The 19,665-nt window shown below is 65.4% G+C and carries 25 protein-coding genes; 8 read left to right on the forward strand and 17 right to left on the reverse strand.

Annotation, left to right across the window (positions count from 1 at the left end):
* The first annotated feature begins 53 nt into the window (after nucleotides 1-53).
* Together fliD and ATE59_RS09545 are read left to right on the forward strand one after the other, a co-directional pair.
* Nucleotides 54-1,436 (forward strand): flagellar filament capping protein FliD, encoded by a 1,383-nt coding sequence (gene fliD, locus ATE59_RS09540; RefSeq protein ID WP_058812236.1) that lies wholly within the window; start codon nucleotides 54-56, stop codon nucleotides 1,434-1,436.
* A gap of 11 nt (nucleotides 1,437-1,447) precedes the next feature.
* A complete protein-coding gene (locus ATE59_RS09545) occupies nucleotides 1,448-1,837 on the forward strand; it encodes a flagellar export chaperone FliS (protein WP_058812237.1) in 390 nt (129 codons plus the stop codon).
* Nucleotides 1,838-1,989: 152 nt separating this feature from the next.
* Here ATE59_RS09545 and ATE59_RS09550 read toward each other — a convergent pair whose 3' ends face one another.
* The 14 genes from ATE59_RS09550 to flgB form a co-directional block, all read right to left on the reverse strand.
* The gene (locus ATE59_RS09550; RefSeq protein ID WP_120694154.1) at nucleotides 1,990-3,060 is read right to left on the reverse strand and encodes a sigma-54 interaction domain-containing protein; all 1,071 of its coding nucleotides are present in this window, start codon (nucleotides 3,058-3,060) and stop codon (nucleotides 1,990-1,992) included.
* Nucleotides 3,061-3,239: 179 nt separating this feature from the next.
* The gene (locus tag ATE59_RS09555) at nucleotides 3,240-4,100 is read right to left on the reverse strand and encodes a flagellar motor protein MotB (protein WP_003041462.1); all 861 of its coding nucleotides are present in this window, start codon (nucleotides 4,098-4,100) and stop codon (nucleotides 3,240-3,242) included.
* Entirely contained in the window at nucleotides 4,100-4,963 is an 864-nt protein-coding gene (gene motA, locus ATE59_RS09560) for a flagellar motor stator protein MotA (RefSeq protein ID WP_003041465.1), read from the reverse strand. The genes ATE59_RS09555 and motA overlap by 1 nt, the downstream gene beginning before the upstream one ends.
* A gap of 93 nt (nucleotides 4,964-5,056) precedes the next feature.
* On the reverse strand, nucleotides 5,057-5,887 hold the full coding sequence (locus tag ATE59_RS09565) for a flagellin N-terminal helical domain-containing protein (RefSeq protein WP_058812238.1): 831 nt from the start codon (nucleotides 5,885-5,887) through the stop codon (nucleotides 5,057-5,059).
* Between the two features lie 39 nt (nucleotides 5,888-5,926).
* A complete protein-coding gene (gene flgK / locus ATE59_RS09570) occupies nucleotides 5,927-7,255 on the reverse strand; it encodes a flagellar hook-associated protein FlgK (RefSeq protein ID WP_058812239.1) in 1,329 nt (442 codons plus the stop codon).
* A complete protein-coding gene (locus ATE59_RS09575; protein WP_003041475.1) occupies nucleotides 7,252-7,554 on the reverse strand; it encodes a rod-binding protein in 303 nt (100 codons plus the stop codon). The genes flgK and ATE59_RS09575 overlap by 4 nt, the downstream gene beginning before the upstream one ends.
* Nucleotides 7,551-8,663, reverse strand: a complete 1,113-nt coding sequence (locus ATE59_RS09580) for a flagellar basal body P-ring protein FlgI (RefSeq protein WP_003041478.1) — start codon at nucleotides 8,661-8,663, stop codon at nucleotides 7,551-7,553. Before ATE59_RS09580 ends, ATE59_RS09575 begins: the two co-directional genes overlap by 4 nt.
* 23 nt (nucleotides 8,664-8,686) lie before the next feature.
* Nucleotides 8,687-9,370: a flagellar basal body L-ring protein FlgH gene (locus ATE59_RS09585; RefSeq protein WP_058812240.1), complete on the reverse strand. Its 684-nt coding sequence runs from the start codon at nucleotides 9,368-9,370 to the stop codon at nucleotides 8,687-8,689.
* Nucleotides 9,351-10,139, reverse strand: coding sequence for a flagellar basal-body rod protein FlgG (gene flgG / locus ATE59_RS09590; protein ID WP_003041483.1), 789 nt, complete (start codon nucleotides 10,137-10,139; stop codon nucleotides 9,351-9,353). The genes ATE59_RS09585 and flgG overlap by 20 nt, the downstream gene beginning before the upstream one ends.
* A gap of 12 nt (nucleotides 10,140-10,151) precedes the next feature.
* A complete protein-coding gene (flgF, locus tag ATE59_RS09595; RefSeq protein ID WP_058812241.1) occupies nucleotides 10,152-10,895 on the reverse strand; it encodes a flagellar basal-body rod protein FlgF in 744 nt (247 codons plus the stop codon).
* A 32-nt stretch (nucleotides 10,896-10,927) separates the two neighbouring features.
* Entirely contained in the window at nucleotides 10,928-11,758 is an 831-nt protein-coding gene (locus tag ATE59_RS09600) for a flagellar hook-basal body complex protein (RefSeq protein ID WP_003041489.1), read from the reverse strand.
* A 4-nt stretch (nucleotides 11,759-11,762) separates the two neighbouring features.
* Nucleotides 11,763-12,089 (reverse strand): flagellar hook assembly protein FlgD, encoded by a 327-nt coding sequence (locus ATE59_RS09605; RefSeq protein ID WP_003041492.1) that lies wholly within the window; start codon nucleotides 12,087-12,089, stop codon nucleotides 11,763-11,765.
* A gap of 3 nt (nucleotides 12,090-12,092) precedes the next feature.
* Entirely contained in the window at nucleotides 12,093-12,500 is a 408-nt protein-coding gene (gene flgC, locus ATE59_RS09610; protein WP_003041494.1) for a flagellar basal body rod protein FlgC, read from the reverse strand.
* Complete coding sequence (flgB, locus tag ATE59_RS09615; RefSeq protein WP_062766137.1) at nucleotides 12,497-12,850, reverse strand: flagellar basal body rod protein FlgB; 354 nt, start codon at nucleotides 12,848-12,850, stop codon at nucleotides 12,497-12,499. The genes flgC and flgB overlap by 4 nt, the downstream gene beginning before the upstream one ends.
* A gap of 335 nt (nucleotides 12,851-13,185) precedes the next feature.
* Here flgB and ATE59_RS09620 point away from each other — a divergent pair, with 335 nt between their 5' ends.
* The 6 genes from ATE59_RS09620 to ATE59_RS09645 all read left to right on the forward strand — a co-directional run bounded on the left by ATE59_RS09620 (nucleotide 13,186) and on the right by ATE59_RS09645 (nucleotide 18,227).
* A complete protein-coding gene (locus tag ATE59_RS09620) occupies nucleotides 13,186-13,692 on the forward strand; it encodes a flagella basal body P-ring formation protein FlgA (protein WP_058812242.1) in 507 nt (168 codons plus the stop codon).
* 171 nt (nucleotides 13,693-13,863) lie between these two features.
* On the forward strand, nucleotides 13,864-14,169 hold the full coding sequence (flgM, locus tag ATE59_RS09625; protein ID WP_003041503.1) for a flagellar biosynthesis anti-sigma factor FlgM: 306 nt from the start codon (nucleotides 13,864-13,866) through the stop codon (nucleotides 14,167-14,169).
* Nucleotides 14,169-14,474, forward strand: a complete 306-nt coding sequence (locus ATE59_RS09630; RefSeq protein ID WP_058812243.1) for a hypothetical protein — start codon at nucleotides 14,169-14,171, stop codon at nucleotides 14,472-14,474. The genes flgM and ATE59_RS09630 overlap by 1 nt, the downstream gene beginning before the upstream one ends.
* A 78-nt stretch (nucleotides 14,475-14,552) precedes the next feature.
* Nucleotides 14,553-15,374: a transglycosylase SLT domain-containing protein gene (locus ATE59_RS09635; protein WP_058812244.1), complete on the forward strand. Its 822-nt coding sequence runs from the start codon at nucleotides 14,553-14,555 to the stop codon at nucleotides 15,372-15,374.
* Entirely contained in the window at nucleotides 15,371-17,491 is a 2,121-nt protein-coding gene (gene flhA, locus ATE59_RS09640) for a flagellar biosynthesis protein FlhA (protein WP_058812245.1), read from the forward strand. The genes ATE59_RS09635 and flhA overlap by 4 nt, the downstream gene beginning before the upstream one ends.
* A complete protein-coding gene (locus tag ATE59_RS09645; protein WP_058812246.1) occupies nucleotides 17,481-18,227 on the forward strand; it encodes a sigma-70 family RNA polymerase sigma factor in 747 nt (248 codons plus the stop codon). Before flhA ends, ATE59_RS09645 begins: the two co-directional genes overlap by 11 nt.
* Nucleotides 18,228-18,281: 54 nt before the next feature.
* On the opposite strand, the gene ATE59_RS09650 is transcribed toward ATE59_RS09645, so the two are convergent.
* The 3 genes from ATE59_RS09650 to ATE59_RS09660 are packed head-to-tail and all read right to left on the reverse strand — an operon-like array spanning nucleotide 18,282 to nucleotide 19,628.
* Entirely contained in the window at nucleotides 18,282-18,776 is a 495-nt protein-coding gene (locus tag ATE59_RS09650; protein WP_058812247.1) for a MarR family winged helix-turn-helix transcriptional regulator, read from the reverse strand.
* Nucleotides 18,777-18,806: 30 nt separating this feature from the next.
* The gene (locus ATE59_RS09655; RefSeq protein ID WP_003041525.1) at nucleotides 18,807-19,220 is read right to left on the reverse strand and encodes a hypothetical protein; all 414 of its coding nucleotides are present in this window, start codon (nucleotides 19,218-19,220) and stop codon (nucleotides 18,807-18,809) included.
* A gap of 27 nt (nucleotides 19,221-19,247) precedes the next feature.
* Nucleotides 19,248-19,628, reverse strand: coding sequence for a hypothetical protein (locus tag ATE59_RS09660; protein WP_003041528.1), 381 nt, complete (start codon nucleotides 19,626-19,628; stop codon nucleotides 19,248-19,250).
* Between the last annotated feature and the right edge of the window lie 37 nt (nucleotides 19,629-19,665).

Below are 19,665 nucleotides of genomic sequence, written 5' to 3' on the forward strand. Positions count from 1 at the left end.
CGCGCTTAATGTCGCGCGCGCGCGGCCGTTAAGAAGAGCGAAGGATATTTGCCATGGCTCTCACTTCCATTGCCAGTTCGCTCGGCGCCGGGTCGGGGATCGACATTCCCAAGCTTGTCGATGATCTTGCGGCTGCCTCGCGCGAGCCCAAGGTTACGCGGCTCTCGACGCTGGCGCAGCAGAATCAGGCGCGGATCAGCGCCGTTTCCCAGGCGCGATCGAACCTTGAAGGCTTTGCCGATTCGCTGGCGCAGATGGTGTCCGACGGCACCTTGCGTAGTACGCCGACGGTTTCGGACGAAAGCGTGATTTCGGCAACGACGCGCGCCGGTATCAATGCCGACAGCTTCTCGGCAACGGTGGTCGTCGACCAGCTTGCCCGGGCGCAGACCGCCTATTCGGCGGTGGTCGCCGACAAGACGGCGGCGATCGGGACGGGCACGATGACGCTCAGCGTCGGCGGCACCGACCATGTGATTACAATCGACAGCACGAACAACAGCCTCGAAGGGCTGGCGAAGGCCATCAACGCCAGCGGCAGCGGCGTATTGGCCTCGATCGTGTCCGACACTGGCGGCAGCCGGATCGTGCTCAAGGGCGCGACGGGGGCGGCGAACAGCTTCACGCTGACTGCCGACGCGGGCGCCGATCCGGCGCTCGCGGCGTTCGGCTATGGTGCAGGCGGCGGCATGACGCTCGGCCAATCGGCGACCGATGCCCAATTCACAATCGACGGCGTGGCCTATAGCCGCAGTTCCAATATCGTCGACGACGTGATTCCCGGCATGTCACTTACGCTTAAAAAGGCATCGCCAGGCCAGGAGGTGGATGTGGGGGCAAGTCGCCCGCTCGACATGATCCGGCAGACGGTGAAGGATTTCGTCGACGTCTATAACCAGCTCAAGAAGAGCATCACCGACGCCGCCGCGATGTCGGGTGATACGCGCGGCCTGCGCGAGCTCGAGGGCCAGCTGCGCGGCATGATGTCGCAAACACTGACCAGCAGCGGCACCTATACGACGCTCGCCGACATCGGCATCTACACGAACAAGGACGGCCTGCTTGCCGTCGATCAAACCCGGCTGGAAACTGCCCTGACGACCGACGCCGGCGCGGTCGAAGCATTGTTCAATCCTCCGCGCGACGGCGCGCATACCGACGTCAGCGATCCGGGCATCGCCGGTGTGCTTGACGCTCTGCGCGACAAGGCCGTGGGGACAGGCGGCGTGATCGATCGCGTCACCAGGACGCTCGATGCCAAGAGCAAGGATCTTGCCGACCAGCTCGACAAGGTCAACGAGCGCGAAGATGCCTATCGCGCGCGGCTGGAGAAAAAATACAGCACGCTCGACGCCAAGCTGGCAGCCTTCAAGGCGACCCAGGCCTATCTGGAACAGCAGATCCAGATGTGGAACAACCAGAACAGCAATAACTAAGGGTTTTCGCCGTGCCTGCCACCGCCTCGATCGTCCGCGCCACCGGCACCTACCGCCGGCTGCAGCAGGAAAGCCGCGCCGAGGGCGCCGACCCGGTCGAGCTCGTCGCCATGCTCTATGACGAGCTGGAGACGGCGGTCGGCGTGCTCGGGTCAATGGCGCGGCAGGGACAGCGCGTCTCCGCCACCGACCCCGCGCACCGCGCGCGCGCGATCCTGATCGGACTCGACGCCAATCTCGATCATAGCGCGGGCGGCGATGTCGCCGCGGCGCTGTCGCGCGTCTATCGCAGCATGCGCCGCAAGCTCGATGAGGCGATCGCCGCCAATCACGAAGACGGCTTTGCCGAGGTGCTCGACGGCATCCGTACGATCGCCGAGGCTTGGCGCCAGCTTCGCTGACGCGCCCGCGTCGTCTCTTCATTATCGATCGGGAAAAAAGGGTTCGGCACCGGCCGCGGCCCGCGCCGTCGCTATAAGTGGGGACAAGCGACGACGGGGGTGGGGTGCGACCGGTGCCGAATTCAGCGGCGCCGAAACTGGTGGGGTAGTTTTCAGGCGGCCTGCTGCTGAACTCCATATTTGCGCATCTTTTCGATCAGCGTCGTGCGCTTGAGCGACAGGAGGCGGGCAGCCTCCGAAATGATGCCGTCGGCAAGGTCGAGCGCGACGTGGATCTGTTCGAGTTCGATTGTCTCGATCTCGCGCTTGAGGTCGATCGGCTGACCCGGCGCGGGCTTTTTCGCCTGCGCGCCTGCGGCCGCCGGGATGTCCAGCCCGCCGGCTGGTACCGCGACCGTACCCGTGGGGAGGATTGGCCGCGGTGCCAGCGCTGCGGTGGGGTTCAAAAGCATCGCGACATCGTCGCAGCCGAGCGTTTCGCCGCCGAACAGGACGCTGGCGCGCTCGACGAAGTTACGCAGTTCGCGGACATTGCCCGGCCAGCGATGCTGCATCAGCATCGCGATCGCAGCGTCGTCATAGCGGCACTTGGCGTCGGCCGGCATCTTGCGCTGGAAATGGCGGATCAGCGCGGGAATATCCTCGACGCGGCTCGCCAGGCTCGGCACCTGCAGGACGACGACGCCCAGGCGGAAGAAAAGATCTTCGCGGAATTTGCCCTCGGCGATCGCCGCGCCCAGATCCTGGTGCGTGGCCGAAATGACGCGAACATCGACCGGGCGGACCTCGCTGCTGCCGACGCGAACGATGGTGCGTTCCTCGAGCACGCGGAGCAGCTTGACCTGCATGTCGAAGCGCATGTCGCCGATTTCGTCGAGGAAGAGCGTGCCGCCGCTGGCGACTTCGAAATGGCCGATACGGCGCGCCGTGGCGCCGGTGAACGAGCCCTTTTCGTGGCCGAAGAGTTCGGATTCGATAAGTTCGCTGGGGATGGCGCCGCAGTTGATCGCGGCGAAAGCCTTGCCGGCGCGGACGCCTTCGTCGTGGATGGCCCGGGCAACCAGTTCCTTGCCCGATCCCGATGGACCGCACAGCATGACCGAGGCGTTCGATCGCGCCACCCGGCGGATCATCTCGCGCAGCTGGCTGACCGCCGGGCTGTTGCCGATGATCAGCGCTTCGAGCGCTGCGTTGTTGCCCTTGTTCTGCCCCACCTCAGTCATTTTCGTCTCCATGGCGCCCCCCATGGCGCCTTTCCGATGAGCCGAGAGATTGAGGAAAATGGTAAACGAAAGATTATCCAAGCTATTACAACCCATTGAAAACAAAGGGTTATTGCCAATTTGGCAGCAATGGCGGCTCAATTGCGCGGTTAAGGGTTTATCTTACTGCCAATCTGGCACTAATATTTGGCCGCGCTGCCCCAGCCGAGCGTGATCGAGATGCGCCGGTTGCGCGGGTCGAAGCGATTCGACGGGACATAGGGTTCGCGATCGGCGACCCCTTCGATACGCGAGAAGCGGTTTGAATCGATCCCGCGGAACTGGAGATAGTTGCGCACCACCTCCGCCCGGTCGACCGACAGCCGCCAGTTGTTGGTGCCCGCGCCTGCCGACCAGGGTGCCGCATCGGTGTGACCGCGGATCATCAGCTGGTTCGGAACGCCCCCGATCGCCTCGGCCACTTCCTGGAACAGCCGCACGCCTTCGGGGGTGAGCTGGCTCGTTCCCATGGTGAACATCGAGAAATCGGCATCATCGACCACGTCGATGCGCATGCCGTCGACGGTCTGGGTAAAGCGCAGGTTGCGCGCAAGGCGGCGCAGATCGCCCTTGCGCTGGACGCGCTCGGCGAGCGATTTCGCGACCTGCTGGAACTTCTTGGTTTCCTGTTCGCGGCCCGACGCCTCTTTGGGGCCGCCCACGACATCGCGCGGGATCGTGATCGACCGCGTCCCCGTCTGCCCGGCGCGATGCGGATAATTGTCGGCCGAAACGATCGAATCGCCGCCGAACATGCCGTTGGACCCGGCGCTTTCCTGCTTGGTCTGGACGATCGTCGGCGCGAAATAGTCGGCAAGCGCCTTGCGCTGCTTTTCGGTGGTGGCGCCCAGCAGCCACATGAGCAGGAAGAAGGCCATCATCGCGGTCACGAAGTCGGCATAGGCGACCTTCCACGCACCGCCATGATGGCCGCCATGGCCCCCCTCGATCACCTTTTTGACGATGATCGGCCGCGGCGGCGTGTTGGGACGCGCGGCCATCAGCGGCCCCGCATTCCGTCAAAGACCTCGGCGAAGCTCGGCTGGTTCGAATGTTCGACCCCCGAACGCGCCGCTTCGATGACGAGCGGCTGCGGGTGGCCGTGGAGCGATGCGATGATGAGCTGCTTCACCGTGTGATAGATGGCGCCGTCGCTTTCGATCACGCTTTTCGCGCGCGTCGCGAACGGGCCGACGAGCCCATAGGCGAGCAAAACGCCGAGGAAGGTGCCGACAAGCGCCGAGCCGATCATGCCGCCCAGAATTTCCGGCGGCTTGTCGATCGAGCCCATCGTCTTCACCACGCCAAGCACCGCCGCGACGATGCCGAGCGCGGGCAGCGCGTCGGCGAGATTCTGCAAGCCGTCGGCCGGCTTCATCGCGTGATGGTGGTGGTTCTTCACCGCATTGTCCATCACGTCCTCGACCGCGTGCGGATCGAGCGTTCCCGACGACACAACGACCAGGCGCAACGTATCGCAGATCAGGTGGACGAGCGTGCTGTCCTTGAGCAGCCTGGGATATTGCTGGAAGATGGGCGAGCTTTTGGGGTCTTCGATATGCGGTTCGACCGCGACCGGTCCTTCGGTGCGCATCATCTTCATCAGCGAGGACACGAGCAGGATGACGTCGAGATAATCCTGCTTCTTGTACTGCGGCCCCTTGAACACCTTGCCGAGCCCGCCGGCGAGCGCCTTCAGGTCGGCGCCCGAATTGCCGATGATCAGCGATCCGACCGCGGCGCCGCCGATGATGAGCATTTCGTGCGGCAGCGCGTGCATGACGGGGCCAAGATTGCCGCCCGTCAGCGCAAAACCCCCGAACACCAGCAGGATCAGTACGACGATGCCGATTACGGGAAACATGCGCGCTCAACTCCATCCGGACCCGCCCGGGGTCCGCCTAAACAGGGACGTCTTTTATGCTTAACGGCAGCGGCGCCGGAAACTTGAGGCCGCTCAGCTCAAAAGATCGAACAAACTCTGCCGGTTGATCTTGGCAAAGGCCGCCTGCGCGGCGCCGAGCGTCAGATCGGCAGCGTTGAGCTGCGCGATCGCAACCGAAAGATCGGTATCCTCGACCGACGAGCGTTCGTCGGCCAGCGTCACGCCGCGCGCGGCAAGGCTGTCACCGATCCGCTCGAGACGGCCGGCAGCGAGGCCTATGGCGGCGTTCTGGTCAGCGGTGTGGTTGATTGCGGTGTCGAGAGCGGTCATCGACCCGCCCATCGCCGTCTTGTCGCCTGCCGCCACCGCGGCCGCGGCATCGCGGACGAAAGTCGACAAGCTCGTCCCGCTGACGGCCAGGGCATCGGCCGCAGATGGCACCGGGGCGAATACCGTGTCCGAATCGAACCGCATTGCGCGCGCATTGCCGGTTGCGAAAAGCGGTTCGCCGTTCGCATCGCGCGTCGCGGCCAGCCCGTCGATCTGGTCGGCAATCGCGCTCAATTCCGCGGCGATCGTCGCGCGATCGGCCGGACTCGCGGTGTCGCTCGCCGCATTGAGCGTGAGTTCCCGAGCGCGGGTGAGCAGATCGCTCGTCGATTGCAGAACACCGTCGGCCTGCGCGGCGAGCGCCTTGCCGGTGTTGATGTTGGTCGCCCAGGTGTCCATCGCCGCCTGGGTCTTGCCGATCGTCGCGATCCGCTTCGACGCCACGACATCGTCGGACATGCGCTGGAGCCGTTTGCCGGTCGAGACCTGGATCTGCAGCTTTTCGATCTGTTCGGCGAGCTTTGACTGGCGCGCGATCTCGCGCGTCATACGGTTGCCGGTGGCGTTAATCATCGTTCTGCCCCTTGTGGCTCATGGCCCCAAATCCTTCGCCTACACCGCGTTCAGCAGTGCCTGCATCGTGTCGCGCGCGACCTGGATCGTGCGCGCCGCCGCCGAATAGGCTTGCTGGAAACGCAGCAGATCGGCCGCCTCGCGGTCGAGATCGATTTCGCTGACCGCGCTGCGTGCCGCCGAGGCGGCGTCGCGGCGGGTCGTCGCGGCGGCGTCCTGCGCGCGCGCCGATGCGGTCGCCTGCGCCTGCGTCGCCATATGCGCCGCCCAGGCGCTTTCGGGGTCATTCGACCCGCGCATCCCGCCGATCGCAAGCATATTGCCGTTGCTGCTCGTCGCATCGGCCGCCGCGACCTGTGCGGTCGTCAACGGCGCCGCGGCCAGTGTCGCAGCGCTGCCGACGCCAGCGAACAGCGGCTGGCCCGGATTGCCATTGGCATCGACGCCCGCCTGGTGTGCGGCATTGACCTGGTTCGCGAACTGCGCCGACATGGTGTCGAGCCCCGCGCGCTGGTCAGCGACATGATTGGCCGCCTCGGCCAGTCCGGCGAGCGAGCCCGTCGCGGTCGTGAACGGCGATCCGCCGATACTGTAGGACAGCCGGCCGTCGGCCGCAGCGCTGACCGAAATCGGTGTCACGACGCCGCCGCCGACCAGCGTATCGCCGGTCGCCGTTGCGGTCAGCGTCACCGCGCCATGGCTGTCGAAGCTCGCGGTGACGCCGGCCTGCGTCGAAAGCTCGTCGAGCAAACGGTCGCGCTCGTCGAGCAGCGATGCCTCGTTTGTCGATCCCGGGCGCGCCTTGCGCAGCCCGATGTTGATCTGTTCGAGGGCGTTCAAATTGGTGTTGAAGCTATCGACTTCGCCCGCCGCGGCGCTCGAAATCCCGTCGGCCATGCTCGAAAGCTGGCCCGCCGCGGTGCGGAAGCCCGACGCGACATCGTCGACCGACTGCAGGAATTGCGCCCGCAGCGTCGGGTTCGACGGATCGGCGGTGAGCAGGTCGGCGGTGTTGAACAGCTTGCCCAGCCCGGTCGCAATCCCGTTCGAATCGTCGCTCAGCGCCGCCTCGACCTTGTTCATCCAGTCGAGTTTGGTCGCCGAGCGCTCGGCGTCGCCCGACGAAATGCGCGAATCCTGAATGAGCCACTGGTCGACCGAACGCGTCACGCCCTGGATCGCCACGCCGCCCGGTTTGATCGAGCTGCGATAGAGCGGCATGTTGCTCGCCGCCTGATTCTCGACCAGTTCGAGCGTACGCCGCGCATAGCCGGGCGTCTGCGCGTTGGCGATATTGTCGCCGATCGTCGACAGCGCGCGCGAATAGGCGCGCAGGCCGCTGGCGCCGATGTTGAGAAGGTCGCTCACTGCGCGCCTCCGACCCGGGCGCGGAACTGCGCCTCGACCATGTCGGCGATACCGAACTGGCGCATCGAGGCGATGCTGTCCGCGGTCTTGGCGTCGGCCATTTCGCGGAAATTGTCGGTCGCGCTCGATCCGAAGATGTCGTCGCCCAGCTTGGCCTGCCGCATCGACGAGAGGAGCTGACGCAGGATGACCGCCTCGAAGGATTCGGCCGCCTTGCGCAGTCCGCCGTCGCCGCTGCCGGCCCCGGCGGGGGCGGCGCTGGCGGCGGGGGCGCCGATCGAAGAAAGAGGTGTCGTCATATGATCACCAGTTCCGCAGTGAGCGCGCCGGCCTGGCTCAGCGCCTCGAGGATGGCGACAAGGTCGCCGGGAGGAACGCCCATGCGATTGATCGCATCGACGAGCTCGGAAAGCGATGCGGTGGGCTTCACCATCATCACCGGACGATATTCCTGGTCGACGCCGATCTCGCTCGACTGTTCGACCGTCGTTTCCCCGCGGCTGAACGGTGCGGGCTGCACCACCGTGGGCGATTCCTTGACCGAGACGGAGAGCTTGCCCTGCGTCACCGCCGCGGTGCCGACCCGGACCGCGCCGTTGATAACGACCGTTCCGGTGCGCGCATTAACAATGACTTTGGCGGGTGGTTCGGCGCGGATAACCTCGAGATTCTCGATTCGGGACATCAGGCGCATGCGATCGTCGCCGCTGCCGCCGGCGCGAATCGAGATGCTCGCACCGTCGAGCATCGTCGCCGCACCCGGCCCGACCGCACGGTTGATCGCATCGGTTACGCGCTGGGCGTTAGTCGCATCGAACTGGTGGAGGTTGAAGGTCAGCTGGTCGCCATAGGCAAATCCCGTATCGACCGCGCGCTCGACTGTCGCGCCGCCGGCGATCCGTCCGCTCGACGGCACATTGACCGTCAGCTTGGAACCGTCGGCGGCGTCGACCCCCAGACCGCCGATGACGAGGTTACCCTGCGCCATCGCGTAAATCTGTCCGTCCGCGCCATAGAGCGGCGCGAGCACCAGCGTGCCGCCGCGCAGACTCTTGGCCTTGCCGATCGCCGACACGGTGATGTCGAGCCGCTGGCCAGGCTTGGAAAAGGGCGGAAGTTCGGCGGTGACCATCACCGCAGCCGCATTTTTAAGCGCCGGGTTAACCCCGGCAGGAAGCGTCATGCCAAAGCGCGACATCGCGCCCTTCATTCCCAGCGTCGAATAATCGAGGCTGTCGTCGCCCGTTCCGGCGAGGCCCACAACGATGCCATAGCCGGTAAGCTGGTTGGCGCGCAGGCCCTGGAACTGGCCCATGTCCTTGATCCGCTCGGCCGACGCCGGCGCCGCGAAGCCGAAGCCCGCGATCAGCAGGAGGAAGAGGGCGAGAAGGGTGGGACGCTTGGTCACGGCACTATCCTTTGAAAAGGCGTTCAGAAGGGGCTGATGATCGAGAAGAAACGCTGCAGCCAGCCCTGCTTGCTGGCGCGGGCGATCTCGCCCTTGCCGACGTAGCGGATCGTCGCGTTGGCGACGCGGGTCGACAGGACTCGGTTGTCGGGGCCGATGTCGATCGGCCGCACGAGGCCCGAGATCTGGACGCGCTCGTCGCCGCGGTTGAGCGTCAGCAGCTTTTCGCCGCGCACCAGCATCATCCCGTTGGGATAGACCTCGGCGACGGTGACGCTGATCTCGCCCGACAGCGCGTTGGACTGGGCGGCATCGCCCTTGCCCTTGAACTGCTGGTCGCCGCCCGCGCCGATGTCGCTGGGCGAAAAGAGGGACAGCGGACCGGTCGATGGCGGGGTCAGGCCGATGCTGCCGCCGCGCTGCGTCGTCGCGCTGTTGCTCTTGGTCGCCGCAGTTCGTTCGACGAGCTGGATCGTGACGATGTCGCCAACCCGGCCGGCGCGGCCGCCCGAGGTGAGCGGGGTATAGCCGCCCTGGAAGATGGCACCGTTAGGCGTCGGCGGCGGCGCGGGATCGACCGGCATCGCGACGGCAAAGGCGTCGGGTGCAACCTTGTCCTTCGCCAGCGCGGCGCCCGGTGCCAGCATGCCGAAGGGCAGCAGCAGCGCCGATGCGAGGAGCAGGGCCTTAGAGCGTTTGCGTGGCATTTTTCATCATCTCGTCGGTGGCCTGGATCATCTTCGAATTGACTTCGTAGGCGCGCTGCGTCTCGATCATGTCGACCAGTTCCTCGACGACATTGACGTTCGATCCTTCGAGCATGCCCGACCGCAGGATGCCGCGGCCTTCCTCGCCTGCGGCGCCGACCTGCGGTGCGCCCGAAGCGGCGGTTTCGACGAGCATATTGTCGCCGATCGCCTGCAGACCCGACGGATTGACGAAGCGTGCGATTTCGATGCGGCCGAGCTCGGTCGCCTCGGCCTGGCCGGGAACGGTCGCCGAAACGGTGCCGTCGGCGCCTACCGACACGCCGGTCGCGCCTTCGGGAACCTGGATATTCGGCTGCAGCGGCTTGCCGTCGGGCGTGACGATCGTGCCGTCGGCCGACATGGTGAAATTGCCGGCGCGGGTATATCCGGTGCGGCCGTCGGGCAGCAGCACCTGAAAGAAGCCGGCGCCTTCGATCGCCATGTCGAGCGCATTGCCCGTGGCGTTGAGCGAACCCTGCGTATCGATGCGCGCGGTGCCACCCAGTTCGACGCCGGTGCCGAGGTTGAGGCCGGTCGCGTAGCGGTTTTCCGACGACGAGGGCGCACCCGGCTGGGTCATCATCTGATAGCCCAGCGTTTCGAAATTGGCGCGGTCGCGCTTGAAGCCCGTGGTGTTCACGTTGGCGAGGTTGTTCGCGATCACCTGCATCCGGAAGCCTTGGGCATCCAGACCGGTCCGCGCGACGTGCAAGGCACCGAAGCTCATTGTCTATTCTCCTTAACGGGGGAGCTGCATCAGGTTCGCGGTCGCGCTGTCCATGTCGCGCGCGTCGCTGATGAGCTTGAGTTGCGAATCCCAGCTGCGGCTCGCCTCGATCATCTCGACGAGAGCGCTGGTGGCGGCGACGTTCGATCCCTCGAGCGACCGCGTGACGACGCGCGCTTCGGGATCGTCGGGCAGGATGCCGCCGCCCTTGACGCGGAAAAGATTGTCGAGCCCCTTGACGATGTCCGATCCCGTGGGGGTCGTCAGGCGCAGCCGGTCGATTTCCTGCGGGTTCTGCGGATCGCCGCCGGTGGGCACGACCCAGATGCGCCCTTCGCTGTCGATGCTGACCTTGTCGGCGGGCGGAATGGTAACCGGGCCCTGCGCCCCCTGGACGGGATGACCGTCGCCGGTGGTGAGCAACCCGCTCGCCGAAACCTGCAGATCGCCACGGCGCGTATAGGCTTCTTCACCATTTTCGGCCTGCACAACGAGCAGCGCGTCGCCGGTCATCGCGACGTCAAGGTCGCGGCCGGTGGCGAACACCGCACCGGCGCGCATGTCGGCGCCGATCACTTCCTCCGACGACATGGCACGGGCATTGACGCCGCTGCCCTGCAGCCAGAGCGACTGCGCCTCCGCCATGTCGCCGCGAAAGCCGGGCGTCTGGGCATTGGCAAGATTGTTGGCGATCGCCGTCTGCCGGGCCTGGCTGCCCCGCATCGCGGTGAGGCTGGTGTAGATGAGACGGTCCATCTTCTGGCTCCCGGCAGACGGCTAATCGACGATTACGAACGCATGTTGATCAGGGTCTGCGTCAGCGTCGACGCGCCCTCGATCGCCTTCGCGTTCGCCTGGAAGTTGCGCTGGGCGGCGATCAACAGCACCAGCTCTTCAGTGATGTCGACGTTCGAGCGTTCGAGCGCGCCCGAACGGATCGTGCCCATCGGACCGTTGGTCGCGGCGTCGATCGTCGGCTGGCCGCTTTCGCCCGTCGACTGGTAATGCGCGTCGCCGACGGGGCGCAGCCCTTCCATCGAGGGGAAGCTCGCCATCGCGACCTTGCCGAGCACCTGGCCCTCGCCATTGGCGAAGGTCGCGGTGACAAGGCCGTCGAGGCCGACCGACACATTGACCAGCGCGGAGGTCGGATCCGACGGCGCGCCCGCGGGGAGCACGAAGTCGGTCATGCCGGCAAGCGTGCGGTCGGTGACATTGCCCGACGCATCGACCGGGAGCAGCTGCAGCTTCTGGCCGGTGGTGTCGACGATATGGCCGTCATCGGTCGGGGTGAAGGCGCCGTTGCGGGTGTAGGTCACCTGCTCGCGCGGCGGCTCGCCCTTGACGACGAACATGCCTTCGCCCGCGATCGCGAGGTCGAGCGTCTTTTCGCTCGCCTCGAGCGTACCCTGCGTGAACTGCTGGATGATGCCGTTAAGGCGCTGGCCCTGACCCGCGACCATGCGCGTCGACTGGGTCGGCGACGAAGCGAACAGATCGCCGAACTGGGCGCGGCTGCGCTTGAAGCCCGTCGAGCTGGCGTTGGCGATATTGTTCGAGATGACCGACATGTCGGTCTGGGCACCCTTGAGGCCCGAAAGCGAAGTATAGAATGACATGGACTTATCCTTCCTGCGTGGTCGATTGGGTGGCTGCGGCCGCCGCCGCGGCGGCGTCCTGGGCGGTCTTGATGTCCTGAAGCAGCGCGGTCTGCGCCGTGAGCTGGTCCGATATCGTCTTCAGCGTCGTGTTGGTTTCGGTGACGCCGGCCAGGCTGGAGAATTGCGCCATCTGCGCAACCATCTGCTGGTTATCGACGGGGTTGAACGGATCCTGCTGCGACAGCTGGGCGGTCATCAGCCGCAGGAAATCCTGCTGGCCGAGCTGGGTGCCGCTGTTCTTCGGCACGACCGTGATATTGCTTCCGTTAACGGCAGAGGTGGTCGTCATGGCTTATTGTCCCAACCGCAGCGTTTCGTTGATCAGGCCCTTTGCGGTTTCGAGGACCTGGACGTTGTTCTGATACTGGCGGGCGGTCTCGACCATCTCGACCAGTTCGGCGGCGCTATCGACCGCGGCTTCCCAGACGTTGCCGTCCTTGTCGGCGAGCGGGTTCGACGGGTCGTGCCGTTTCGACGGGGCCATCTTGCTGACCGTCACCTGATCGACCGCGACGGTCGCGCGCCCCGCGCCGTCCATGACGGTGCGGAACACGGGCTTCAGCGAACGGAAGGCTTCCTTTTCGCTGCCCGCGACGGTGCCGGCGTTGGCGAGGTTCGATGCCGTTGTGTTCAGGCGGACGAGCTGCGCCGACATGGCGCGGCCGCTGATGTCGAAGATCGAAAGCGCGCTCATCGTCATTCGCCCTTCAGCGCGCGCGTCAGCGTGCCGATCCGGCCCTGCAGAAAGGACAGGCTCGAACGGTAGGCGAGCGCGTTTTCGGCAAAGGCGGTCTGTTCGGTCGCCATTTCGACGGTGTTGCCGTCGAGCGAAGCCTGCACGGGCACGCGGTAAGCGATGGCGCCTTCGATCGCGCCGTCGGTCGATGCGCCCTGCTGGGCCAGGTCGAGCGCCTTGGTAAAATCAAGGTCGCGCGCCTTGTAATTGGGGGTCGCGGCGTTGGCGATGTTCGACGCGAGCATCATCATGCGCTGGCTGCGCAGCTGGAGCGCTGTCGCATGCAGGCCAAAGAGCTTCTCGGATGCCATCATCACTTTCCTTCGCAAGCCACCTTTCGGTAGCGGGCCTTCGCTTGCCGCCAGCAAGTGGCGGCTTTCGATCCGTCGCCCCGCCTCGCTGCCGGCGGTCCGGCGCAGGGGCGCGATGAATCACCAAGGCATGATGCAATCGCCGTGCCAAATTGCATTATCGCTTGTTTTTCAGTGTCCTAAGGCCATGCCGCGACGGGAGCCGACCCGGCCCGCGAAGCGCTCGTCAAAAGATTGACGGCGACGGGCGCGCAGGCCGCAAATTCGGCAGTTGCCCGCGATTGGCACGCATCCTGCACCGTGACCGGCGACAAAGGACCAGAAAAGGAGATTGGGTCATGTATCGCAGGATGATCGCCGCCCTCGCCGCCGGCATCGCGATGGCGCCCGCCGCAACTGCGCAGCAGGCGACTGAGGATTGGCAGACCATCGACACGCTGACCGCGATGGTCGCCAATGCGATGGGGCGTACCGCGACGCCGATCGACCGGCGCATCAAGCTGGCGCGCTGTCCCGAACAGGCGTCGATCACCGCGATCGACAGCCAGACGCTCGCGGTGCGCTGCGAATCGCTCGGCTGGCGCTTGCGCGTGCCGATGGCGGCGCAGGCGGGCGCGGCGACCCCCGCGGTCTTCGCCCGCTCCGCCCCGGCTGCCGCGCCGGTCATCCGCCGCGGCGACAATGTCCGCGTCTCGATCGACACCGACAGCTTTTCGGTAAGCTACAACGCCATCGCGACCGAAGACGGCCGCGTCGGCGAAACAATTGCGCTGCGCGGCAACGATGCGAAGAACATGATCAGCGCCACCGTCACCGGACCGGGCCGCGCGAGCCTTCAGGACTGATTTTCAAACAGTTAAGCCCCACTGGCCCGGTGGCTGTCGATTTTTCGACGCCGCCGGGCCTCTTTTTTTAATTTTTTGGCAACCCGCCCCTTAAAGCGCCGCGTGAGCCGCCGTTAAAGGCTTTGAAGCAGTGCCGTCGATTTTCCGACGGTGCATGTATGGAGGCTAAAGATGGCAGGTGACGACAAACTCGTCCTGCAGGTCGGCGGTGTCACGCGAGCGACACCCGTGCGCAGGACGGCAAGCGGTTCGACCGCTTCGGCGAACCAGCGCGCGACGGCCCAGCCCGCTCCGACGGCGATGCCCGTCGCGCGGCTGATCAGCCTTGCCAACGAAATGGCCGCGCAGGAGCCGCCGGTGGATTATGCCCGTATCGCATCGCTGCGCGCCGCGATTGCCAGCGGCGAATATAGCGTCGATCCCGTGGCGATCGCCAAATCGATGGCACTTTTCCACAGCACGGGCGGCAATTCGTGATGATCGAACAGATGCATGAGGTGCAGGCCAAGCTCGATCTGCTCGTCGGCGCGCTCGACGGCCATGATGCCGGGGCGATCGTGTCGGCGACCGAGGATCTGGCGACGGCGGTCATCCTGTTTCGCGGCGCCGGCGTTCCGGCGGGCAGCGAAATGCAGGCCCGGGCGCTGATCGGCAAGACGCTGGGCCAGCTCGAAGCGGCCGCGATCCGCATCAATGTCCTGAAGAACTGGACGCGTCAGAGGATTGACATGAACCATGCAATCCGCGGCACGCAGCCGCGAGGCCCCGCTTTAACCTATTGATAAGCAAGATTTTCGGGGATTTTCCCGGAAATGGCACGATGATTGCTTCTCTTCTGCTGAAACAGCGGAACAGAGGCAATGAACGCAATCAACAACCCCCAGGCAGCGAACCGGATTGCCGCACCCGTCATGGATGCGGTGCAGACGGCGTCGGCGCGCACGGGGGTCGATTTCGACTATCTGGTCGATGTCGCCCGCGTCGAAAGCCGCTTCAATCCCGGCGCCAAGGCCGCAACATCGTCGGCGCGCGGCCTCTATCAGTTCACCAATCAGACCTGGCTCGCAACGCTCGAACGCCATGGCGCCAATCACGGGCTCGCCTGGGCCGCCGACGCGATCCGCCGCGATGGCGCGGGCCGCCTGTCGGTCAGCGATCCGGCACTGCGCGACCAGATCATGGCGCTGCGCGACGATCCCTTTGCCGCATCGAACATGGCGGCGGCGCTGACCGCCGATAATCGCGAATTCCTCGAAAGCCGGATGGGCCGCACCGCCGAACCGGTCGATCTCTACCTCGCGCATTTCCTCGGCAGCGCCGGGGCCGCGCGCTTTCTGACCGCGCTCGACGCGAACCCCGACCAGCCGGGCGCCACGCTGCTGCCCGAAGCCGCGGCGGCGAACCGTCCGATCTTTTACACCCCCGACGGCAGCATGCGCAGCGTCGGCGAGATCCGCGATCTGTTCCGCGCCAAACTCGACGCCGACGGCGGCGCGCCGTTGCCCGCCGCTGCGGCGCCCGTTTCGACATGGCGCAGCGCCGCAACCAGTTTTTCGGGCGAAGCCGCCGGACGGCCGCCGCTACCGATGATGGATATTCAACCCATGCCCAGGAAATTGTCGATGGATTTTGCCGCCAGTGCCTATCAGCGGCTCGCTTCGCTGTCGGGAGGCACCGCATGACCGGGCTCGACGTCCGCAATGCGGCGCGCTTCGCGACTGCCGCGGCACTGCCCGCGGCGATGCTGATTCTCGTCGCGTTGATGGTGATCCCCGTCACTCCGATCATCCTCGACATCAGCTTCATCGGCAATATCATGATCAGCCTCGCGATCCTGATGGTCGCGCTGTCGGCGTCGAAGCCACTCGACTTCTCGGCTTTCCCGACCGTCTTGCTGCTCGCGACGCTGTTCCGTCTCGCCCTCAACGTCGCCTCGACGCGCGTTGTCCTCGTCCACGGCCACGAAGGCACGTCGGCGGCGGGCCATGTGATCGAAGCGTTCGGCCAGGTGCTGATCGGGGGCGATTATGTCGTCGGCCTGTTCGTCTTCGGCGTGCTGATGATCATCAACCTTGTCGTCATCACCAAGGGCGCGGGACGCGTGTCCGAAGTGTCGGCGCGCTTCACCCTCGACGCCCTGCCCGGCAAGCAGATGGCGATCGACGCCGACCTCAACGCCGGCCTGCTGACCCCCGACGAAGCCAAGGCGCGGCGTCAGGAAGTCGCGACCGAGGCCGATTTCTACGGCTCGATGGACGGTGCGTCGAAATTCGTGAAGGGCGACGCGGTCGCCGGCCTGCTCATCCTGTTCGTCAATATCGTCGGCGGCCTGATCCTGGGCATGTTCAGCCACGGCCTGTCCTTCTCGCAGGCGGGCAGCACCTATGTCACGCTGGCGATCGGCGACGCGCTCGTCGCCCAGATTCCGGCGTTGCTGCTCTCGATCGCGGCCGCCGCCATCGTCACGCGCGTGTCGTCGCCCCACAACCTGTCGGGCCAGATCGGCAGCCAGTTCGCCTCCCCTCATGTATGGATGGCGGTCGGCGGTATCCTGTTCATCCTCGGCCTTGTCCCCGCAATGCCGCAGATGCTGATCCTGCCTGCTGCGGCGCTGGCCTTCACCATCGGCTGGCAACTCCGGCGCGCGGCGGCCGAGGTCGCTGCCCAGCCCGAACCCGCGGCCCCGGCGCCCGACCCGCATCATATCGAGTGGGCGGATGTCAGCGACATCGGCCCGTGCCAGCTCGAAATCGGCTATGCGCTCGTCAGCCTGGTCGACGAACGCAAGGGCGCGCCGCTGATGACGCGGATCACCGGTATCCGGCGCCAGTTGTCGAAGGAACTCGGCTTCGTCGTGCCGCCGGTGAAGGTCGCCGACGACCTGTCGCTGCCCGGCAACGTCTATCGCATCTCGATCGCCGGGGTGATCGTCGGCGAGGACGAGGTCTTCCCCAACGAAATGCTCGCGCTCGATTCGGGCGAACTGGTGACCAAGGTGACGGGTCGCCCCTGCAAGGATCCGACCTTCGGCCTCGACGCGCTGTGGATTCCCAAGAGCGCGCAGAATGACGCGATCGCGGCGGGCTATACCGTCGTCGATCCCGCCACCGTCGTCGCGACGCACCTCAACAACAGCATCATCGCTTCGGCCGCCGAACTGTTCGGCATCGACGATGCCCAGTCGCTGATCGACAATCTCAAGACCCATTATCCGCAGCTTGCGGCGAATCTCAGCCCGCAGGGCTATGCGCTGCCGCGCGTTGCCGCGCTGTGCAAGGCGCTGCTCATCGAGCGCGTGCCGCTGCGCGATTTCCGCAAGATCGCCGAAGCGATGGTGGCGCTCGTCGGTCAGCAGCTCGGTGACGGCGACCTGATCGAAGCGGTGCGCCAGCGCATCGGCGCGCTGATCGTCCAGACAATCGTGCCGAGCCGCATGCCGCTGCCCGTCGTGACCTTCACCCCCGATATCGAGGTGCTGCTCAATCAGGCGGTGCGCGCAAATCCAGGCGCCGAATGGCCGTTCGAACATGGCATGGCGATGAAGATCGTCGAACAGATCGGCCAAGCGGTCGAGCCGCTGCTGCTCCAGACGCGCAGTTTCGCGCTCGTCGCCTCCCCCATCTGTCGCCCGGCGCTGTCGCGGCTGGTGCGCGCGACATTCCCCGATGTTGCGGTGATCTCCTACCTCGAAATTCCGGCGACCAAGGCGACCGAAATCGTCGCGACGATCGGCGCCGATCAACCGCGGCTGACCAGCGGCGAAGAAGCCTATCAGAAGGACGAGCCCCATGAAAATTGAGCCCGCCGAGCAATTTGCGGGAAACACCGCACACGCCCTGCGGCCGCACGGCTATGGCGAGAATGTCGAGGCGCTGATCGCCGAACATGCGCCGCTCGTGCGCAAGATCGCCTGGCAGGTCCATTCGCGCGTGTCGCGGACGAGCGATCTTGAGGATCTGATCCAGGTCGGGCTGATCGCGCTCATTGAGGCGAGCCGTACCTATGAAGAGCGTGGTTTCGCCTTCGCCACCTATGCGACGACGCGTATCCGCGGCGCGATGATCGATCAGCAGCGGCGCGAGGCCGACGTCGGCCGCGCCGCGATGGCGGCCGCCAAGCGGCTCGCGGCGACGCGCGCCGCGCTCGAGCAACAGCTGATGCGCGCTCCGGGCGCCGCCGAAATGGCCGAAGCGATGGGGATGAGCGCCGAGGAATATTTCGAGTTCGAACGCAGCGCGACGCACGGCCGCTCGACCTCGCTCGACGAAATGATGAACGAAGGCGATTTCCTGTTCGCCGACGACCGGCTCGGCGCCGGCGAGCTGCTCGAACAGGAAGGGATGCTGGATGCGCTGCGCGCCTGCATCGGGCGCCTGTCGGACCGCGAACAGATGATCCTGCAGCTCTATTTCTTCGAAGAGCTCAATCTGCAGGAGATCGGGCTGACGCTCGACGTCAGCGCGGCGCGAGTCTGCCAGATCAAGCGCGATGCCATGGCCAAGATCGACCGCATGATGCGGGAAATGACCGAATGACGCGAACGGCCGGATGCGGCTGCGACCAGCAGAAGCCGCATCCGGCCGCGCCGGTCAACCCGCGCGGCTGCTCCGCAGCGCCAGGCCGACCTTTTCGAAATAGCTCGCCATCCGCTCGGTCCCCGCGTCGGTCAGGCGGACGATGGTCCGGCGGCGGTCGCGTTCGTCGATCGACCGTTTGACGAGCCCCATCGCCTCGAGCGAGGCGATCATCCGCAGCCCCGACGACAGCGGCACGCCGGCGCCGGTGGCAAGATCGCTCGCGCTCAGGATACGGCCATTGGCATTGGCGAGCATCAGATCGAGCATCATGTCCCACGTCGGACCCGACATTTGCGCGCTGCCGAAATGATGGCGCCGCATACGGCGGGCCTGGATGCTGAACGACAATTGGTCGACCAGCCGCGGCGCGGCGACGTCGCCGCTCGGTTCAAGCTCGACGCGGACCGGCACCGCCGGCTCGTCGCCGCCGCGCGCGGCGAGCAGCTCGTGAATTTCGTCGATACGCGACTTCAGATCGGCAATTTCTTGGTTGGAAAATTGCTGCATGTGATGGGACCCCTGGTGCGCCTTCAGGCGCTACACACCGACACCACCCCTCCGTCTGGTCGAACCCGATGCGTACAGAATGACGAACAAGATCGGGTAAGAGATATACATTGAAAGCAGCGCGTACGGACGCGCCAATATCTCCGAAAACATCAGCTTCTGGACATGGCCGAAAATGGCGATCAACTGCCATCCGGTGATCCAATAGGGCCAGAAACGCTGTGTTTTCAATGCGATGAACCAAAAGCTCGCGAGCGCGACCAGGTCTATCGCAAAGATATTATATTCAATATGCGACCAATCCGGATTGGGTGCGAGGAGGGTGGTGCACACCGACGCGAGCAGGGCCGTATAGGCGGCCCAGCGCTCGAGGGGACCGCCGCGCCACATCGCGACGGCCACCGTGGTCAGCAGAACCGCATAATAGCCCGCTACGGTCCACATGTGGTTCGTCCACCCCCGCTCTTGAACTTACGACGCTTTGGCGAGCGGCAGATGCGCCACCGCGGCATCGCCGTGATCGTTGCTGCCGTCCTCGACCAGCGTTGCCGCCGGCGGCTTGACCCCTGCACCGAACATGCGCGTGCCGAGACCGACCTGCTTTTGCGTAACGCTGAGCGCGAGATGCGCGTCGGTCAGCAGCTGACGGACTTCGCCGGCCGCGGCAAGCGCCTGCGCAACCTTGGCCATCGCTTCCTGACCGACGATCGCCGACATATTGGTATCGCGCCGTGCGGTGGGCAGCGTCGCGGCGAGACGCGCGATGCTGATCATCGTATCGTCGATCGCATCTTCGGCCTGATGGAGGTCCGAGGCGATCTTCTTGGCGGCAGACATGCGTTCATTCAGCATAATCCTGGTCCTTGTATACGAATGCCGACGGAATCCC

It is taken from the genome of Sphingopyxis sp. A083 (assembly GCF_001468495.1).
Lineage (GTDB): Bacteria > Pseudomonadota > Alphaproteobacteria > Sphingomonadales > Sphingomonadaceae > Sphingopyxis > Sphingopyxis terrae.

Excerpts from the sequence above, each read along its gene's own strand:
- ATE59_RS09585 (WP_058812240.1), bottom strand. The coding sequence starts at position 9,370 with ATGCCACGCAAACGCTCTAAGGCCCTGCTCCTCGCATCGGCGCTGCTG.
- flgC (WP_003041494.1), bottom strand. The coding sequence starts at position 12,500 with ATGACGATGAGCGCGCTTTCGATCTTCGACATCAGCGGCCGCGCCATG.
- flgM (WP_003041503.1), top strand. The coding sequence starts at position 13,864 with ATGGCAGGTGACGACAAACTCGTCCTGCAGGTCGGCGGTGTCACGCGA.
- flgG (WP_003041483.1), bottom strand. The coding sequence starts at position 10,139 with ATGAGCTTCGGTGCCTTGCACGTCGCGCGGACCGGTCTGGATGCCCAA.
- motA (WP_003041465.1), bottom strand. The coding sequence starts at position 4,963 with ATGTTTCCCGTAATCGGCATCGTCGTACTGATCCTGCTGGTGTTCGGG.
- ATE59_RS09635 (WP_058812244.1), top strand. The coding sequence starts at position 14,553 with ATGAACGCAATCAACAACCCCCAGGCAGCGAACCGGATTGCCGCACCC.
- ATE59_RS09660 (WP_003041528.1), bottom strand. The coding sequence starts at position 19,628 with ATGCTGAATGAACGCATGTCTGCCGCCAAGAAGATCGCCTCGGACCTC.
- ATE59_RS09555 (WP_003041462.1), bottom strand. The coding sequence starts at position 4,100 with ATGGCCGCGCGTCCCAACACGCCGCCGCGGCCGATCATCGTCAAAAAG.
- flgF (WP_058812241.1), bottom strand. The coding sequence starts at position 10,895 with ATGGACCGTCTCATCTACACCAGCCTCACCGCGATGCGGGGCAGCCAG.
- ATE59_RS09655 (WP_003041525.1), bottom strand. The coding sequence starts at position 19,220 with ATGTGGACCGTAGCGGGCTATTATGCGGTTCTGCTGACCACGGTGGCC.
- fliD (WP_058812236.1), top strand. The coding sequence starts at position 54 with ATGGCTCTCACTTCCATTGCCAGTTCGCTCGGCGCCGGGTCGGGGATC.
- ATE59_RS09650 (WP_058812247.1), bottom strand. The coding sequence starts at position 18,776 with ATGCAGCAATTTTCCAACCAAGAAATTGCCGATCTGAAGTCGCGTATC.
- ATE59_RS09605 (WP_003041492.1), bottom strand. The coding sequence starts at position 12,089 with ATGACGACCACCTCTGCCGTTAACGGAAGCAATATCACGGTCGTGCCG.
- ATE59_RS09575 (WP_003041475.1), bottom strand. The coding sequence starts at position 7,554 with ATGACGACACCTCTTTCTTCGATCGGCGCCCCCGCCGCCAGCGCCGCC.
- ATE59_RS09600 (WP_003041489.1), bottom strand. The coding sequence starts at position 11,758 with ATGTCATTCTATACTTCGCTTTCGGGCCTCAAGGGTGCCCAGACCGAC.
- ATE59_RS09620 (WP_058812242.1), top strand. The coding sequence starts at position 13,186 with ATGTATCGCAGGATGATCGCCGCCCTCGCCGCCGGCATCGCGATGGCG.
- ATE59_RS09645 (WP_058812246.1), top strand. The coding sequence starts at position 17,481 with ATGAAAATTGAGCCCGCCGAGCAATTTGCGGGAAACACCGCACACGCC.
- ATE59_RS09630 (WP_058812243.1), top strand. The coding sequence starts at position 14,169 with ATGATCGAACAGATGCATGAGGTGCAGGCCAAGCTCGATCTGCTCGTC.
- flhA (WP_058812245.1), top strand. The coding sequence starts at position 15,371 with ATGACCGGGCTCGACGTCCGCAATGCGGCGCGCTTCGCGACTGCCGCG.
- ATE59_RS09550 (WP_120694154.1), bottom strand. The coding sequence starts at position 3,060 with ATGACTGAGGTGGGGCAGAACAAGGGCAACAACGCAGCGCTCGAAGCG.
- flgB (WP_062766137.1), bottom strand. The coding sequence starts at position 12,850 with ATGATGGCATCCGAGAAGCTCTTTGGCCTGCATGCGACAGCGCTCCAG.
- ATE59_RS09565 (WP_058812238.1), bottom strand. The coding sequence starts at position 5,887 with ATGATTAACGCCACCGGCAACCGTATGACGCGCGAGATCGCGCGCCAG.